A 16396-nucleotide genomic window follows, 5' to 3' on the forward strand; every position below is an offset into this window, starting at 1 on the left:
GACGCGGTCCGGCCCCGCGCCTCGCCGTGGGATCGGTCTGCCGGAAGGCTGTTCGATGTCTCTTTCCCTGCCCGCGATCGGTGGCACGGCCCGGCGCGCCGGTGATTTCGCGCTCGGCGTCAAGGTGATGATGGATCGCAAGCTGTTCAATCCGCTGCGCCTCGATCACGCCGCCCGCTCGTTCCGCAATGTGTCGAAATTCGGTCCGTTCGCCGGCGTGGTCATGCACGCCGCACAGACCAGGCCCGACGCGGGCGCGATCGTCGACGAGCGGGGCGAGCTGACCTTCGGGATGCTCGACGAACAGTCCACCGCGCTGGCCCGTGGCCTGCGGGCGAACGGGATCGCCGAGGGGGATGTGATCGCCGTGCTGGCCCGCGATCACCGTGGCATGGTGCTGAGCCTGCTGGCCGCCGGCAAGCTGGGGGTGCGCGCGGTCCTGATGAACACCGGCTTCGCCAAGCCGCAGTTCGCCGACGTGGCCGCGCGCGAGCAGGTCAAGGCAGTGCTGCACGACAGCGAGTTCGTCGACCTGATGAGCGCCATCCCCGCCGAGATCCCGCGGGTGCTCACCTGGGTCGATGCCGCCGACGACGTCGACCCGTCGATCCCGACCGTAGACTCGCTGATCGCGGGCCGTTCGGTGGCGCCGCTGACCCCGCCCGCCAAGCCGGGCGGCATGGTGATCCTCACCAGCGGCACCACCGGAACCCCGAAGGGCGCCCCGCGCGACAAGGTGAGCCCGTTCGCCTCGGCCCAGTTCGTCGACCGGGTGCCGCTGCCCAACAACGGCACCATGATCATGGCCGCGCCGATCTTCCACGGCACCGGACTTTCGCAGTTCACCCTCGGCCTCGCCCTCGGCAATCGGGTGATCTTCCAGCAGCGGCGCTTCGACCCGGAGCGCACCCTCGCCAATATCGCCGAGTACCAGGCGGATTCGCTGGTGGTGGTACCGACGATGCTGCAACGCATCCTCGATCTCGACGCGGGAATCCTGGCGAAGTACGACCCGAAGACCATCAAGGTGATCTTCGCGGCGGGCTCGGCCATCGCGCCCGACGTGGTGACCCGCACGCTGGACTACTTCGGCGACAGCCTCTACAACCTGTACGGCTCCACCGAATGCGCCGTGATGACGGTGGCGACCCCGGCGGATCTGCGCAAGGCGCCGACGACGGCGGGAAAACCGCCGGTCGGCATCAGGATCGTGCTGCTCGACGCCGACCGCAAGCCGATCACGGAACCGAACGTCACCGGAACCATCTTCGTCGACAACGGTTTCGCGTTCACCGGCTACACCGACGGCCGGACCAAGGAGATGGTCGACGGCATGATGTCCAGCGGTGACGTCGGCCATTTCGATGCCGACGGGCTGCTCTACATCGACGGCCGCGACGACGACATGATCGTCTCCGGTGGCGAGAACGTCTTCCCGCTCGAGGTGGAGAACCTGATCGCGGGCAGGCCCGACGTGTTCGAGGCGGCCGTGGTCGGCGTGGACGATCGCGACTACGGCAAGCGACTGCGTGCCATCGTCGTGCCAGGTCCCGACTCGGCGCGCGACGCGCAGGAGATCAAGGACTTCGTGCGGGAGAACCTGGCCAGGTACAAGGTGCCGCGCGAGGTGATCTTCCTCGACGAGCTGCCGCGCAACGCCACCGGCAAGCTGCTGCGCAAGCCACTGATGGAGATGGACGTCCAGGAGGGTTGATGCCGGACGGGCGTTCCGTACGGTCGTCTATCATCAGCCGGTGATCATCGAGTTCGCCGCGGCGCCCGCGCCGTCCCGTGCCATCGGCGCGCGACTGCGTGGCGCCTGCGCGGGCTCGATGTCGGGGGCGCTGTCGTTGGCCGCGCACGGGCTGGCTTCCGGCGGCGCGCTGCCGGGCAGCACCACGGTGGCCCTGCTCGGTGTGGTGTCGGCGGCGGTCGGTGCGCTGGTGGCCGGGATCGGCCCGCTGCGCTCGGGTGCGGTCGGCCTGGTTGCGGTCCTGCTCGGCGGGCAGTTGCTCGGGCACACCACAATGAGCTGGTCCGGGCACGCCCATCACGCGGCCGACTCGCTCGGCCTCGGCATGCTCTGCGCCCACCTCGTCGCCGCGGTCGTCGCCGCCGTGCTCATCGTCGGTGTCGAGGCGGCCTACCGGATCGGTGCCGCCGCACTCGGGCGGATGCTGCCGCTGCGCTATCGCGCACCGCGCATACCCGATCCGGCGCCATTGCGCCTGGCCCACCGTGACCGCGTCATCCTGCGGATCCTCGCCGCGTGGTCGCCACGCACCAGGGGCCCGCCGCTCGCGATACCGTTCCGACCCTTTCCCACCCGGTGCACCAATCGTTGTGCACCCGTTCCTCCGTACCACGTCACGGGCTGATCTGCCCACGCAGTGCGGTCGGATGACCGCCGCGCGCACTCGTGCTCGCGGCGGCATCGCCGGTCGCGGCGGGCTGCACGGCACCGTCGTCAGTCGGCGCGAGTGTCAGCTGTACGGCACGAGTCGGCACGACGCCACTGCGCCAGGCCAATCGCTCGACCAGCCGCGGCGCACAGCGCCGTCGGCCGGGAGTTCGTCGGCAAGGCTGCGGTGACGTCCGTCCGTCACGTGCTGGACAGAGCGCCCACCGACCGTGGCTGCAGCCGCTGAGGGCCGGTATCCGGCAGGGCACCATCGCCCAACGGCGGCCTGCAAGCGTTGGCACTGCGGCGGGCACAGCGCCCGGCTCGGTGGTTCGCTGACCCGGCGCACACTGCTCGCCGCACTGGTCACGACGCTCGGCCAGGCACCGCGCCCGGCAAGGCACGGCGCTCGCCAGGCACCGCGCCAGCCAAGGCACGGCACCCGCGCCCGGCAACGCACGGCACCAGCAGGCACCGCGCCAGCCGAGGCACGGCACCCGCCAAGCCACCGCGCTCGCCAACGGACGGCGCTAGCCGAGGCACGGCGCCCGCCTAGGCACGGCGCCCGCCAACGCACCGCGCCCGCCACCACACTGCGCCCGCCGAGGCACGTCGCTCGACTAGCCAAGGCGCGCGGCCACTCGGCTCGCGGTTCGGCACGGCTGGCATGGTCGGCACGCCTGGCACGCCAGCACGGCCGGCACGCCTGGCACGCCTGGCACGCCTGGCACGCCTGGCACGCCTGGCACGCCTGGCACGCCTGGCACGGAGGACGGTGTAGACGATCGCCCGCGCATTCGCGCGCACCGGGGTTCCGATCTGCAGAAACGAATCATCATGAGCATCACGGAAACCCGTTCCGCCGAGGAACCGATCTCGGCATCCACCGATCCCGGGGACCGTCCCCGGCCCGCCGCGCGCCGAGGTGCGCGGCTCTACCCGCTGGCCATGCGCCTGCATTTCTACGCGGGGATCTTCGTCGCCCCGTTCATCCTGATCGCCGCGCTCACCGGCGCGCTGTACGCGATGGCACCGACCATCGAGGGCTTCGTCTCCCGCGACCTGCTCCGGGTGGACACCAGCGGGCCGGAGCAGACGCTGAAGGCGCAGGTCGACGCCGCTGTCGCCACCAAGCCCGAGCTCACCCTCGTCGCGGTCGCGCCCGCCGGCAGCGACGGGGAGACCACCCGGGTGCTGTTCAACGACCCGGTACTCGGCGATTCCGAGCGCCTTTCGGTGTTCGTCGACCCGCACACCGCCCAGCCCGTCGGCGAAGCGGTGGTCTACGGCAGCGGCGGCGCCCTGCCGCTGCGCGCCTGGATCAGCGAGTTCCATCGCAGCCTGCACCTGGGTGACTTCGGCAGGCTCTACAGCGAGCTCGCGGCCTCCTGGCTGTGGGTGATCGCGCTGTTCGGCCTGGTCCTGTGGGTGCATCGGGTGCGCAAGCGCCGGGCCAAGCGGTCGGCGCAGTGGCTGCTGCGGCCCGACCTGTCCGAGCCGAAGCGGCGCAAGCTGAACTGGCACGGTGCGATCGGCGTCTGGATCCTGCCGGTGGCGCTGCTGCTGTCGGTGACCGGCGCCACCTGGTCGACCTACGCGGGCGAGAACATCTCCGCGGTCCGCAAGGAACTGAACTGGACGACACCCTCGGTGAGCGTCACCCTGCCCGGTGCGGCCGAACCCGCACAGGCGGCGGGCAGCGACCACCACAGCGCCGGTCACGTGGCACCGGCGCCGGTCGACCAGGACGCCCGCATCGCCCAGCTCGACGGCGTCTGGGAGACCGCGCGGGCCAACGGCATCACCCAGGCCGCCGAGATCGCGATCCCCGCGACGCCGGAGCAGGCGTTCGGCGTCAAGGAGCTGCGCAAGCCGGGCACATACTCGATCGACTCGGTCGCGATCGACGGTGCGAGCGCCACGGTCACCGATTCGCTCGCCTTCGCCGACTGGCCGCTGATGGCCAAGCTCACCAACTGGGGCATCGCCTTCCACATGGGCCTGATGTTCGGGCTGCCGAACCAGCTGCTGCTGCTCGCGGTGGCACTCGGCCTGTGTGCGCTGATCGTGCTCGGGTACCTGATGTGGTGGCAGCGGCGGCCGACCCGCAAGAACAGCGGGTTCGCGGTCGGCGCCCCGCCGCGGCGCGGCGTGCTGCGGCGGACCTCGCCGTGGATCACCGTTCCGCTGGTGGCCGCGGCGCTGCTGGTCGGCTGGTTCCTGCCGCTGCTCGGGCTGAGTCTGCTCGGCTTCCTGCTCGTGGATGTGGCGCTCGGGTTGGCGGCGCGCGCGAAGAATCCGGTCTAATGCACTCATGACGCTGTCCCGTCGGCAACTCCTGCGCTACAGCCTGACCGGAACGGTCGCGGCGGCGGTCGGAGTGTCGGCGGCGAGCAGCGCGCGCTTCGCCGCGCCGCGCACGCTCGGCGAACCGTTCTCCCTCGGCGTGGCTTCCGGGGAACCGACCGCCGACGGTGTGGTGCTGTGGACCAGGCTGGCACCCGATCCGCTGGCACCCGACGGCTACGGCGGCATGCCGATCGACCCGGTGACTGTCGACTACCAGGTCGCCGAAGACGAACGGTTCACCGAGGTCGTCGCCAGGGGGTCGGCGCTCGCGACGCGGGCGCTCGGGCACAGCGTGCACCCCGAGGTATCCGGGCTGGCACCGGACCGGTGGTACTACTACCGGTTCCGGGCCGGCTCGGCGCTCTCACCCGTCGGCCGCACCCGCACCGCGCCCGCCGCGGGCAGCCCGACCGCGCGGATGCGGTTCGCCTTCGCGTCCTGCCAGTCCTGGAGTTCGGGCTACTACACCGCCTATGAGCATCTGAGCGCCGAGGACCTCGACCTGGTGGTGCATCTGGGCGACTACATCTACGAATCGTCCTGGGTGCTCGCCCGCAGGGGCGCGGCCCCGCCACCGCCGCCCTTCGACTCCGAGGCGGTCGACCTGGCAGGTTACCGGCTGCGCTATGCCCAGGCCAAGGGTGAGGCGCCGTTACAGGCCGCGCATGCCGGGTTCCCCTGGCTGGTCACCTTCGACGATCACGAGCTCGACAACAACTGGGCGGGCGAACAACCGGGACTCGGCTTCGACGTGTACCGGCTGCCACCGCTGTTCCGGCGCCGCAAAGCCGCTGCCTTCCAGGCCATGTACGAACATCAACCGATGCGCCTTGCTCAGCTGCCGGTCGGCCCATCGGTGCACCTGCACCGTCGCTACCGGTTCGGCGACCTGGCCGAGTTCACCATGATCGACACCAGGCAGTACCGCTCGCCACAGGCCTGTTCCGACGGCAGCGCGGTCACCGACTGCGCCGAGCGCTACGCCACCGATCGCACGATCCTCGGTGCGGCGCAACGGGACTGGCTCGTCGACGGCCTCGCCGGCTCGCCCGCGCGCTGGCAGGTACTCGGCAATCAGGTCGCGATGGCGGAGTCCGACTACGACCCGAGTCCCGGGCAGCTGCTCGGCACCGACGCCTGGGACGGCTACATCGCCGACCGCAACACGGTGCTCGGCGCCACCGCCGAGCGCGCGGCGGGCAATCTGGTGGTGATCACCGGCGACCGGCACGAGAACTGCGTGGCCGATCTGCGCCGCGACTACCAGGACCCCGAGTCACCGGTGGTAGCAACAGAATTCATCGGCACATCGATCTCGACAGGCGGCGACGGCGCCGACCTCACCGACACCGGACGCACTCTGCTCGCCGCCAACCCCGACCTGAAGTTCTACAACCGCCAACGCGGCTACGCCAGGGTGGAACTCGATCACGAACAGTGGCGCAACGACTTTCGCGTCGTCCCCTATGTGACCAGGCCCGGCGCGCCGATCAGTACCCGCGCGAGTTTCGTCGTGCGGGATGGTATTCCGGGCGCCGCCGAGGACTAGCGACGCCGATCACCGCGGCGAGACCGCCGCACCGTGCGGGCCATCCCCACCCGAGCCGACGCTCACCTGCGTCGATGCCTCGGATCGCCACGAGTCCGACGGCCGCGATCCCGGTGGCGTGTGGTGACGACCCCGCGCGCAAGACATAGACCGATGACGCCGAGACCGCAGTGCAACGGACCGTAGCGGGCGAAGGCGGTAGCACTGCGTCGGCCGGGCGGAAGTCGCTGGATCCCGGTGCCCGACACAGGCGCGGGCGCGTCGCGCGGCTCCGACGGTCCTCGGTCAGCGCAATCGCCGCGCTCCGGCCGCCGGTTCGACGGTGAAGATCCGCGGCCTCGCGTGTCCGGCGGCCGCGAACCTTCGCTCGATCCGCGCGGTCACCGCAGCGGTGTCGGCGCGGTCGACCAGCGCGAGCACGCTGCCGCCGAAACCGCCGCCGACCATCCGCGCCCCGTGCGCGCCCGCGTCGAGCGCGGCATCGACCGCGAGATCGAGCGCGGGTGCCGAGACCTCGAACTCGGTGCGAAGAGAGCGGTGTGAGGCGGAGAGCAGCGCCCCGAGGGTGCGGGGGTCGGCGCCGGAGCGCAGCAGGTCGGCGGCCGCGACGACCCTGGCGTTCTCGGTGACCACGTGGGTGGCGCGGCGGCGCAGTACCGGATCGGCGAGCCGTGGCAGGTCGGTGTCGGTGACATCACGCAGCGCGGCCACATCCAGTGCGCGCGCCGCTGCCTCGCACTGTGCCCTGCGCTCGGCGTAGCCGCCGTCGGCCAGATCGTGCGGATGACCGGTATCGGCGACGAGTAGCGCGAGTCCCGCCGCGGCGGGGTCGAACGGAATCTGCTCGGCGGCACCGGGTTCCGGTCCACCCGGGGCGGTGTAGGCGCGCACGTCCAGGAATAGTGCGTGCCCGGCCGTACACCGGATGGACGCCGACTGATCGAGGACACCGGTGGGCACCCCGGCGAATCCGTTCTCCGCCGCCCAGGCGATCCCGACCAGGTCGTCGGGGGTGAGCGTGGGCGCGCACAGGTCGCGCAGCGCCACCGTCACCGCGCAACACAGCGCAGCCGACGAGGACAGACCCGCGCCGAGCGGCACCGCACCGTCGATCGCGAGCCGCAGCCCGTCGACCGGATGGCCGCCACGCACGAACTCGTGCACCACCCCCAGCGGATAGCGCGCCCACCGCGGCACCGTGGCTCGCCGCGCGGCGAGCTCACCGACGGCTACCTCGACCGGTTCGCCGGGCCGCTGCGCCGAGCGCAGCCGCACCAGCCCGTCACCGGTACGCTCGGCGGCGCACACCACGCCGAGCGACAGGGCGATAGGCAGCACGAATCCGGCGTTGTAGTCGGTGTGCTCGCCGATGAGGTTCACCCGGCCCGGCGCGATCCACCTGTCCACCGCTACCTCCTTTCGCTGTGTCGATCCCAGCACAGCCGGTGCGCGTGAAAGGTATCGAATCGGTATCCGGAAATTGCCCCGAGCGCACGACACCGCGCCACCGAACGTGTCATGATCGACTGAGTTGTAAAGGGTTTGAGCGTCTCCACGTTCGATCGGCGCTCGGCGCGAGCGCAGCGGATCGAGGGGGACGATGACCACCGACCAGACACGACACCGGAACCGCCACTGGTTCGCGGTGCTGCTCGGCGCCGCCGCTGCCGTCCTGGTCGCACCGCTGTTCGGAGTGCGGTCGCTGTCGTTGCTGCTGCTGATCGTGATCGTCGCGGGCAGCCTGGCAATGATCGGGTACGGGCTGTACCGGTACCGCCCCGCGCATCGGCTGCCTTGGTATCTGCTGTCCACTTCGGTCCCCCTGTTCGCCGCGGGCACGGCGATGCGCGAGCTCGGTCCGCATCCGGCCTGGCACCCGGTCGACGACGCGTGCACCCTCGCGGCCTACCTGTGCCTCGGCCTGGCCGCGGTGTGCTGGCTGCGGCCGCGCAGACTCGGCGGCGGTCGTGACCTGTGGCTGGACTCCACGCTGATCGGGCTCAGCGCGCTGCTGGCCGCCTGGACCTTCCTCATCTCGCCGATCCTGCGCGGCCACCTCGGCATGGACATCATGCCCGCGGCGACCTACCCGGTGATCGACGCGCTCCTGCTGACCGTGCTCGCGCACTCGCTGGCCACCGTGGTCCGCACCGAGGTCGCCTTGCGCCTGCTGCAGGCGGCACTGACCCTGGTGCTGATCGGGGCTGTGCTCGAAAGTCTCACCGCCACGGGAACTCTCAGCATCGGCCAGTTCGCGCTGGTGCCGCAACAGTTGGCGTATCTGCTGGCAGGCGCCGCCGCGCTGCATCCGACGATGGCCGCGCTGCACGAGACCGGCGATGTACACCCGCACCGTTCCCGGCGCCGGGCCGGAGTGATCGCGGTGGCGCTGGTGGCGGCCTCACTGGCCAGCGCGGTCGGCGCCGATCTAGGCACCGGCGACCGGATCGTGATCTGTTTGCTGCTGACGCTGCTGCTGGTCGGCGTGCTCGTGCGCAGCGAGCGCGCCATCGCCCGCAGCCTGCGCAGCGAACGCCGCGCCAAATACCAGGCCGACCACGATCTGCTCACCGGCCTGTACAACCGCTCGGCACTGCTGCGCGCACCACACCGGCACCGGCACGAGTGGGCGGGAAAACCGTTGTGCCTGTTGTTCATCGACCTCGACGGTTTCAAGATGGTGAACGACAGCTACGGCCACGCCGTCGGTGACGAACTCATCGCCGCCGCCGCGGCCCGCATCCGCCGCGCCACCCGCCGCACCGAGATCACGGCCCGCTACGGCGGCGACGAATTCGTCGTGCTCGCCGCCAGATCCCGCCCGGAGGCCGCGATCCTCGCCCAGCAACTGCTCGGCGCGTTCATCCGCCCCTTCGACCTGAGCTGCGGCGAAATCCCGATCACCGCGAGCATCGGCGTCGCATGTCTGAGCACGAGGCCGACGAACTCCACCGTCTACGACCTGCTCCGCGACGCCGACGCGGCGATGTATCACGCGAAGGAATACCGCCTCGGCCTCGCCTTCCACGACGAGCTGCGGCAGAGCACCCGCCGCGGGCTGCGCAGCACCGGCGAACCGACGAGCACGGCGGTATGAGCGCTACTCCCCCAGTTCGGCTAACAGCCTTTTGGCCGCCTCCAGTTCGGCCTGCAACTGGGCCACCTTGGCCTGTTGCACACCACGCGCCGCCTCCAGGATTCCGGCGACGACCTCCTCGACCTCCGGGTGCAGGATCTTGGCGGCCTGGGCGACCGCGCCGCTGCTCACCGCGAGCCCCTTCACACTGCGCTTCTTGCCGTTGACCACGTCGACGGTCCATTCGCCGTCGGCGGTGCCGGTGAGCGTGACGGTGACCTCCGGCGCCTTCGGCTTGCGGGCCGCCGTGGTCTTGGCCGGACGCGGTGACGCGGGTTTGGGCGCGGCGGCCTGCTCGTCGGGAACGGGCGCGGGCGACCGCGGCGCCGGCGGCGGGGTCGCCGCGCTCGGCTGGGTCGACGGCTGGGTCACGGTGTGGTCCTTTCGTTTGCTCGGCTCTGGCACTGGCTCGGGGCGGGTCCGCGTGGAACCGCCCGGCGCTACGGTAGTCGCGCGGGCGGGCTTGGTGAGGGTCACCTCACTCGGACCGAACGACAGCACGTCCTTGGACCCGGTGGGCCGGACCTGCAGGAAGTCGCCGTCGGCCGGGTCGCCGATGGCGACGACCTTGCCCGACTTGCCTTCGGCGACACCGACGGCAGCGGCGGTGAACCAGACCATCGGCGGTTTGCCCGCGGCGAGCTCGTCGGCGATGCGCGCGAGCTCGGCCTCGGACAGTTCCGGCGTTGCTGATCGGCGGGATGCGGACTTGGTGCTCGGCGAGGACATCGTGAACTCCGAAGGGTTGGTGCGTGTGCGGCGTGCTGTGCCTGCGATGATGCCGCACGCCACCGACACGTTCGGAGTCGAGCCCACCGGAGCGGCCCGAAAACCCGTTCGGTGACGGGTTTCCCGGCCCCCGCCGATCAGTGCGTAGTGGCGTTGCCGCGGGTGGTCGGCCGGATGTTGGCGCGTACCGCGGCCACGTCGGGATAGCCGTTGACCGCCATCAGCAGATCGGCTTCGGCCGCGTAGCTGCGCAGCACGTGCACCAGCCCGCGCACTCCGCCAAGGGCCAGCCCGTACACGTACGGCCTGCCGAGCCCGACCATGCTCGCGCCGAGCCCGAGCGCCTTCACCACATCGGCACCGGAGCGCACCCCGGAGTCGAACAGCACAGGTACTCGATCGTCACAGGCGGCCACGACTGCGGGCAGCGTCTCCAGCGCGCTGAGCCCACCGTTGGCCTGACGCCCACCGTGGTTGGAGCAGTAGATGCCGTCGGCGCCGTAGTCGATCGCCTTGCGCGCATCCTCCGGATGGGAGATGCCCTTCAGGATGATCGGCAGATCGGTCAGCGAACGGAGCCAGGTGAGATCGTCCCAGGTCAGGGAGTTGCCGAAGGTCGCGATCCAATGCAGGACGATCAGCTTCGGATCGTCGGAACCGACCATCGCCTGGAAGACCGGGTCGCTGGTGTAGTTCTTCAGCACATGTCCGCGCAGCTGCGGGAAGTTGCCGGAGGCCAGGTCGCGGGGACGCCAGCCGGGGACCCAGGTGTCGAGGGTGACGGTGATGCCTGCGTAACCCGCCGCCTCGGCCCGGCGCACCAGGCTCTCGGCCAGCTCCCGGTTCTTCGGGGTGTAGAGCTGGAAGAACGCCGGGGTGTCGCCCGCGTGCGGGCGCACGTCCTCGAGCGGGTCCTCCATCAGCGTCGAGAACATCGCGGGCACACCGGTTTTCGCCGATGCCTGCGCCACCGCGATATCGCCGTGCCCGTTCTCGCCGACCAGCCCGATCACCCCGACCGGAGCCAGGAACAACGGGCTGGCGAAGGTGTGCCCGAAGGCGGTGACGGTGAGGTCGCGCTCGGTGGCGCCGACCAGCATCCTCGGCACCAGCCCCCAGTCGGCGAAGGCCTCGACGTTGCGGCGCTGGGTGAGCTCGTCGCCCGCCCCACCGGCGATGTAGTTCAGCAGCGAGTCCGGCAGTGCCGCGGTGGCCTTGCGCTCCAGCGCGGCGTAGTCCATGGGAAACTCGGGCTGCACGCCACCCAGTGCGGCCAGGTAGATCTCGTTCTGATAGTCGGCGAACTGACTCATGGCTGAACTCTCGCACGCGCGGTTGGGCCGACTCGCCGCAGGGGCGATGTAAGGTGCGTCATACTACGGAGTAGACAGCGTTCCCTCCCAGCACGTTCCGAGATTGTGAGTGCCCCTGTCGTGACCCTCGTCGAACACTCGGCCGCACCCGCCGACCCGGACGTGCTTCTCGCGCAGCGCATCACCTGCGCGGCCGTCCGCTATCTCACGCTGCTCGCCTGCGGCCTTTCGCAGGATTCGATGGATCTGCTCACCTCGGTCACCGACCGACTACGGGCCGCCGAGGGCGCGCTGCGCGATCCACTCACCGCCGACCTGGGCACCGACTGATCCGGCTCTGATCACCCCTATTCCGGGCGCCGTCGTCGACGGCGTCCGCTTTCGCGTGTCCGCGGTCCATAGTCGACGACAACGATTGTGACTCGGCTCACGAAAACCCATTGACAAACCAACACGAACGGGCATAAAACAACATAAATAAAGATTCCGTGGAGCCGGAGGACCGATGTACGCCGAGGAACGTCAGCAGGCCATCGCCACGATGGTGGGGCATCGCGGGCGCGTGTCCGTCACCGAACTGGCCGACCGGTACGGCGTCACCACCGAGACCGTGCGGCGCGATCTCGCGGTGCTCGACCGCCTCGGGCTGATCCGGCGGGTGCACGGCGGCGCGGTCGGTTCCGGCGCGCTCACCACGATCGAACTCGGCACCGCCGAGCGCGACAACACCCGCGCCGCCGAGAAGGACCGCATCGCCGCGCAAGGCCTGCGCTTCCTGCCGCGCGCAGGCGGCAGCGTGCTGTTCGACGCAGGCACCACCACCGCCAGGATGGTCGCGGCACTGCCGACCGAGCTCGAACTCGTCGCCGTCACCCATTCGCTGCCCATCGCCACCAGGCTCACCGGCTTGGCCGGGGTGCGGGTGCACCTGCTCGGCGGCCGGGTCCGCGGCGTCACCCAGGCCGCCGTCGGTGCCGAAACGTTGCGGCTGCTCGGCGAACTACGGGTCGATGTCGCGTTCATCGGCACCAACGCGCTGACCGTCCGGCACGGCCTGTCGACGCCTGACCCGGAAGAGGCGGCCGTCAAGCGCGCGATGATCGCCGCCGCCGACCGCGTGGTCGTCGTCGCCGACTCCGACAAGATCGGCCGCGAGGACTTCGTCCGCTTCGGCAGCACCGGCGACATCGATGTCCTGGTCACCGATACCGACATTCCGGCCTCCGCCCGCGCGGACCTGGCCGCCACAGGAATCGAGGTCGTGCTCGCATGATCGTCACACTGACCGCCAATCCGAGCGTGGACCGCACGGTCACCCTCACCGAACCGTTGCGCCGCGGACAGGTGCACCGTGCCTCCGGGGTCACGTCCCATCCGGGCGGCAAGGGCGTGAACGTCGCCCGCGTCGTGGCCGCGGGCGGATCACCGACGCTGGCTGTGCTGCCAGGCGCCGAGGACGACCCGGTGGTGGGCGGGCTGCGCGCGGCCAGGATCGAGTATCGGTCGGTGCCGGTGCCTGGCACGCCGCGGACCAATCTCACCATCGCCGAAACCGACGGCACCACAACGAAGATCAACGAGCCGGGCCGTCCGCTCACCGGGCGCGATCTGACCGAGCTCACCGCACTGCTGGTGGAACTCGCGGCGGAGGCGTCGTGGATCGTGCTGTCCGGGTCGCTGCCGCCGGGGGCGCCGGTCGACTGGTACGCCCAGCTCGTCGCCACCCTGGTACCACTCGGCGCCGCGGCGAACGGCGAGCGCCGCACCCGCATCGCGGTCGACACCTCCGACGCGCCACTGCTGGCACTGTTCGCCGAGAGCGACAGCGCCGCACCGGATCTCATCAAACCGAACTCCGACGAACTCGCCCAGCTCACCGGCTCGGACCCGGTCACGCTGGCGGAACCCGGCGCCGCGGCCGCCGCGGCGGCGACGCTGCTCGACCGCGGGGTCGGCGCGGTGCTGGCCACCCTCGGCGCCGCGGGTGCGGTACTGGTGACCGCCGAGGACGCCTGGTTCGCCGCGGCACCACCGATCGTGCCGCGCAGCACGGTGGGCGCGGGCGATTCGGCGCTGGCGGGCTACCTCCTCGCCGACCTCGCAGGCGCCGCGCCCGCCGACCGTCTGCGCACCGCGGTCGCCTACGGCAGCGCCGCCACCGCACTCCCCGGCACCGGTCTGCCCGGCCCGGCCGATCTCGCACTCGACGCGGTGCACGCCCACCCACTGCGTCCAGCCGTCGACCGACCATCGGCTCCGGCATGAGTGTCAGTGCCCGCAAAGGGCATATCGCCGAGCACGGCCCGCGTCTGCCGCTCCCCGCCCGGAATTCCACCGAACCGGGCAGCCGCCGCGGCCCTACCGTGCGTACCACCGATCCACGCCGCACACCGAGGTCCGCATCGTCGACACCGAGGTGGGGCGACCGCGCCACCCAACTCGGCAGGACCGCCACCGATCCGCATGCAAACGCCAAGCCACCCGTGCCGACGAACTGACTTCCCCTCCGCCCGCTCCACCCCCTCTCCCGAAAGACACCACGATGGCCGATTCGATCATCACCACCGACCTGATCACCCTCGACGCCGACCTCGGCGCCGACAAGGACGCCGTGATCACCGCGCTCGCGGGCACTCTCGCGACCGCGGGACGCGCGTCCGACGCCGCCGGGGTGACCAGGGCCGCGCTCGACCGCGAAGCCCAGTCGGCCACCGGGCTGCCCGGTGGTATCGCCATCCCGCACTGCCGATCCGCCGCCGTCACCTCGGCCTCGCTGGCCTTCGCCCGGCTCGCTCCCAAGGTCGACTTCGGCGCTCCCGACGGGCCCGCCGACCTGGTATTCCTCATCGCCGCGCCGGAGGGGGCCGGTGCCGAGCACATGAAGCTGCTCTCCTCGCTCGCCAGGGCGCTGGTGCGACCGGCCTTCGTCGGCGACCTGCGCTCGGCCGCCACACCCGCCGAGGTCGTCGCGCTGGTCGACGGGGTGATCAATCCGCCCGCTGCGGGTGCGGGTGGCTCGGCGGCGGGATCCGCAGGCACTTCGGGTGGTGCAGGTACAGCAGGTGCCCCCACCGGTACCGCAGATACAGCAGGTGCCGCTACGGGTGACGCGGGCACAGCAGGTGCGGCTGGTGTCAGCAGTGCGGGCGCCGGTACTGGTGCCGCTGAATCAACAGCGCGCGAGGGCGCAGCGGGCGTGAGCGCAGCGGGGACTGCTGGTGCGAACGCCGCCGCACCAGGTGGCGTGAGTGCAGCGGCAGCGGGCGCGAGCGGCCTGGGAGCCGGCGCGGCGAGTCAGGCGGCCGGTGCCGGGATGGGGGCGTCGGCCGACGCCGCGACTGCCACCGACAGCGGGACCGAAGCAGGTACCGCCAGCGGCGCGGCGACCACCGGTGCCCCCGCGGCCGACCGGACACAACCCGCCGAGCCCGGCCGACGCAAGATCGTCGCCGTCACGGCCTGCCCCACCGGCATCGCCCACACCTACATGGCCGCCGACTCCCTGGTCGCCGCCGGTGAACGCGCCGGCGTCGAGGTGGCCGTCGAGACCCAGGGCTCCAGCGGTGGCGACACGCTCGATCCGGCCGTGATCGCCGCCGCCGACGCGGTCATCTTCGCCACCGATGTCGGGGTGAAGGACCGGGGCAGATTCGCCGGGAAACCGGTTGTCGAGTCCGGGGTGAAGCGGGCGATCAGCGAGCCCGACACCATGATCGCCGAAGCGGTCACCGCGAGCACCACCCCGGGCGCTGCCACGGTCGGCGGCGCGGCACCGGCGCCGTCGCAGGCCACGACCAAGGGCATCGGCTGGGGCACGCGGCTGCGCCAGATCCTGCTCACCGGCGTGAGCTACATGATCCCGTTCGTCGCGGCGGGCGGTCTGCTGATCGCACTGAGCTTCCTGCTCGGCGGTTACGAGATCGCCGACAGCGCGAAGGACATCGTGCTGAACAACTCGATCACCGACCTGCCCGACGGCGGGCTGGCCACCTACTTCGGCGCGGTGCTGTTCCAGATCGGTTCGCTCGCCTTCAGCTTCCTCGTCCCGGCGCTGGCCGGATATATCGCCTTCGCGATCGCCGACCGGCCCGGTCTGGCACCGGGCTTCACGGCCGGTGCGATCGCGGTGTTCGTCGGTGCAGGCTTCCTCGGCGGCCTGGTCGGCGGTCTGGTCGGCGGGTTCGCGGCACTGTGGGTGTCGCGGCTGCCGGTGCCGGTGTGGGCGCGCGGACTGATGCCGGTGGTCGTGATCCCGCTGCTGGCCTCGCTGATCGTCGGCGTGGCGATGTTCGTGCTGCTCGGCAAGCCGCTCGCCGCCGTGACCAGCGGACTCACCAACTGGCTCAACGGCCTGTCCGGCACCTCCGCGATCGCGCTCGGTGTCATCCTCGGGGTGATGATGTGCTTCGACCTCGGTGGTCCGGTCAACAAGGCCGCGTACTCCTTCGCCGCGGCAGGCCTGTCGGTGACCGATATCGCGACGCTGCGGATCATGGCCGCGGTCATGGCGGCGGGGATGGTGCCGCCGCTGGCCATGGCACTGTCGACGATGCTGCGCCCGCGCCTCTACACCGAGGCCGAACGGGAGAATGGCAAGGCCGCCTGGCTGCTCGGCGCCTCGTTCATCTCCGAGGGCGCGATCCCGTTCGCCGCTGCCGACCCACTGCGGGTGCTGCCGTCGATGATGCTCGGCGGTGCGGTGACCGGCGGTCTGGTGATGGCCACCGATGTCACCCTGAGCGCACCGCACGGCGGGTTCTTCGTCTTCTTCGCGATCGGGCACTTCGCCTGGTTCTTCCTGTCCCTGCTGGCAGGCACCGTGGTCGCCGCGCTCAGCGTCACCCTCGCCAAGGAGTTCACCCGCAAGCAGACCGAAGCCCTCGTCCTGACCACCGCGTAATCGCCCGCACAACAAGGAG

Annotated in this window: 13 protein-coding genes; 9 read left to right on the top strand and 4 right to left on the bottom strand. The window is 71.0% G+C overall.

From position 1 onward, the window contains the following. The first annotated feature begins 55 nt into the window (after positions 1-55). The gene (locus ACFOW8_RS10005; RefSeq protein WP_378549017.1) at positions 56-1714 is read left to right on the top strand and encodes an acyl-CoA synthetase; all 1659 of its coding nucleotides are present in this window, start codon (positions 56-58) and stop codon (positions 1712-1714) included. Between the two features lie 40 nt (positions 1715-1754). Continuing rightward, complete coding sequence (locus ACFOW8_RS10010) at positions 1755-2378, top strand: hypothetical protein (protein ID WP_378549020.1); 624 nt, start codon at positions 1755-1757, stop codon at positions 2376-2378. Here the strand turns inward: ACFOW8_RS10010 and ACFOW8_RS10015 are convergent. Further along, positions 2368-2508, bottom strand: coding sequence for a hypothetical protein (locus ACFOW8_RS10015; protein ID WP_378549023.1), 141 nt, complete (start codon positions 2506-2508; stop codon positions 2368-2370). The two genes, ACFOW8_RS10010 and ACFOW8_RS10015, sit on opposite strands and share 11 nt — an antisense overlap. Before the next feature lie 730 nt (positions 2509-3238). Between ACFOW8_RS10015 and ACFOW8_RS10020 the strand changes: the two genes are divergently transcribed. Together ACFOW8_RS10020 and ACFOW8_RS10025 are read left to right on the top strand one after the other, a co-directional pair. Then, entirely contained in the window at positions 3239-4708 is a 1470-nt protein-coding gene (locus ACFOW8_RS10020; protein WP_378549026.1) for a PepSY-associated TM helix domain-containing protein, read from the top strand. 7 nt (positions 4709-4715) lie between these two features. Further along, positions 4716-6299: an alkaline phosphatase D family protein gene (locus ACFOW8_RS10025; RefSeq protein ID WP_378549029.1), complete on the top strand. Its 1584-nt coding sequence runs from the start codon at positions 4716-4718 to the stop codon at positions 6297-6299. A gap of 285 nt (positions 6300-6584) precedes the next feature. Here ACFOW8_RS10025 and galK read toward each other — a convergent pair whose 3' ends face one another. Beyond that, positions 6585-7706 (bottom strand): galactokinase, encoded by a 1122-nt coding sequence (gene galK, locus ACFOW8_RS10030; RefSeq protein ID WP_378549031.1) that lies wholly within the window; start codon positions 7704-7706, stop codon positions 6585-6587. 193 nt (positions 7707-7899) lie between these two features. Between galK and ACFOW8_RS10035 the strand changes: the two genes are divergently transcribed. After that, positions 7900-9396 (top strand): diguanylate cyclase, encoded by a 1497-nt coding sequence (locus ACFOW8_RS10035; protein ID WP_378549034.1) that lies wholly within the window; start codon positions 7900-7902, stop codon positions 9394-9396. 3 nt (positions 9397-9399) lie between these two features. Here ACFOW8_RS10035 and ACFOW8_RS10040 read toward each other — a convergent pair whose 3' ends face one another. Continuing rightward, positions 9400-10164 carry a DUF6319 family protein gene (locus tag ACFOW8_RS10040; RefSeq protein WP_378549037.1) on the bottom strand — a complete coding sequence of 255 codons (765 nt, stop codon included), beginning with the start codon at positions 10162-10164 and terminating at the stop codon, positions 9400-9402. A gap of 137 nt (positions 10165-10301) precedes the next feature. Continuing rightward, positions 10302-11477, bottom strand: a complete 1176-nt coding sequence (locus ACFOW8_RS10045; RefSeq protein WP_378549040.1) for an alpha-hydroxy-acid oxidizing protein — start codon at positions 11475-11477, stop codon at positions 10302-10304. A gap of 105 nt (positions 11478-11582) precedes the next feature. On the opposite strand from ACFOW8_RS10045, the gene ACFOW8_RS10050 reads away from it, so the two are divergent. The 4 genes from ACFOW8_RS10050 to ACFOW8_RS10065 all read left to right on the top strand — a co-directional run bounded on the left by ACFOW8_RS10050 (position 11583) and on the right by ACFOW8_RS10065 (position 16377). Further along, positions 11583-11807 carry a hypothetical protein gene (locus ACFOW8_RS10050; protein ID WP_378549043.1) on the top strand — a complete coding sequence of 75 codons (225 nt, stop codon included), beginning with the start codon at positions 11583-11585 and terminating at the stop codon, positions 11805-11807. A gap of 175 nt (positions 11808-11982) precedes the next feature. Next, positions 11983-12750: a DeoR/GlpR family DNA-binding transcription regulator gene (locus ACFOW8_RS10055; RefSeq protein ID WP_378549046.1), complete on the top strand. Its 768-nt coding sequence runs from the start codon at positions 11983-11985 to the stop codon at positions 12748-12750. Next, positions 12747-13742 (top strand): 1-phosphofructokinase family hexose kinase, encoded by a 996-nt coding sequence (locus tag ACFOW8_RS10060; protein ID WP_378549049.1) that lies wholly within the window; start codon positions 12747-12749, stop codon positions 13740-13742. Before ACFOW8_RS10055 ends, ACFOW8_RS10060 begins: the two co-directional genes overlap by 4 nt. A 277-nt stretch (positions 13743-14019) precedes the next feature. After that, positions 14020-16377 (top strand): PTS fructose transporter subunit IIABC, encoded by a 2358-nt coding sequence (locus ACFOW8_RS10065; RefSeq protein WP_378549052.1) that lies wholly within the window; start codon positions 14020-14022, stop codon positions 16375-16377. The last annotated feature ends 19 nt before the right edge of the window (positions 16378-16396 follow it).

It is taken from the genome of Nocardia rhizosphaerae (assembly GCF_042650365.1).
Classification (GTDB): Bacteria; Actinomycetota; Actinomycetes; order Mycobacteriales; family Mycobacteriaceae; genus Nocardia; species Nocardia rhizosphaerae.

Bases quoted from the DNA above. Each gene is read 5' to 3' on its own strand.
- ACFOW8_RS10005 (WP_378549017.1), top strand. From the start codon at position 56: ATGTCTCTTTCCCTGCCCGCGATCGGTGGCACGGCCCGGCGCGCCGGT.
- ACFOW8_RS10020 (WP_378549026.1), top strand. From the start codon at position 3,239: ATGAGCATCACGGAAACCCGTTCCGCCGAGGAACCGATCTCGGCATCC.
- ACFOW8_RS10025 (WP_378549029.1), top strand. From the start codon at position 4,716: ATGACGCTGTCCCGTCGGCAACTCCTGCGCTACAGCCTGACCGGAACG.
- ACFOW8_RS10035 (WP_378549034.1), top strand. From the start codon at position 7,900: ATGACCACCGACCAGACACGACACCGGAACCGCCACTGGTTCGCGGTG.
- ACFOW8_RS10040 (WP_378549037.1), bottom strand. From the start codon at position 10,164: ATGTCCTCGCCGAGCACCAAGTCCGCATCCCGCCGATCAGCAACGCCG.
- ACFOW8_RS10045 (WP_378549040.1), bottom strand. From the start codon at position 11,477: ATGAGTCAGTTCGCCGACTATCAGAACGAGATCTACCTGGCCGCACTG.
- ACFOW8_RS10055 (WP_378549046.1), top strand. From the start codon at position 11,983: ATGTACGCCGAGGAACGTCAGCAGGCCATCGCCACGATGGTGGGGCAT.
- ACFOW8_RS10060 (WP_378549049.1), top strand. From the start codon at position 12,747: ATGATCGTCACACTGACCGCCAATCCGAGCGTGGACCGCACGGTCACC.
- ACFOW8_RS10065 (WP_378549052.1), top strand. From the start codon at position 14,020: ATGGCCGATTCGATCATCACCACCGACCTGATCACCCTCGACGCCGAC.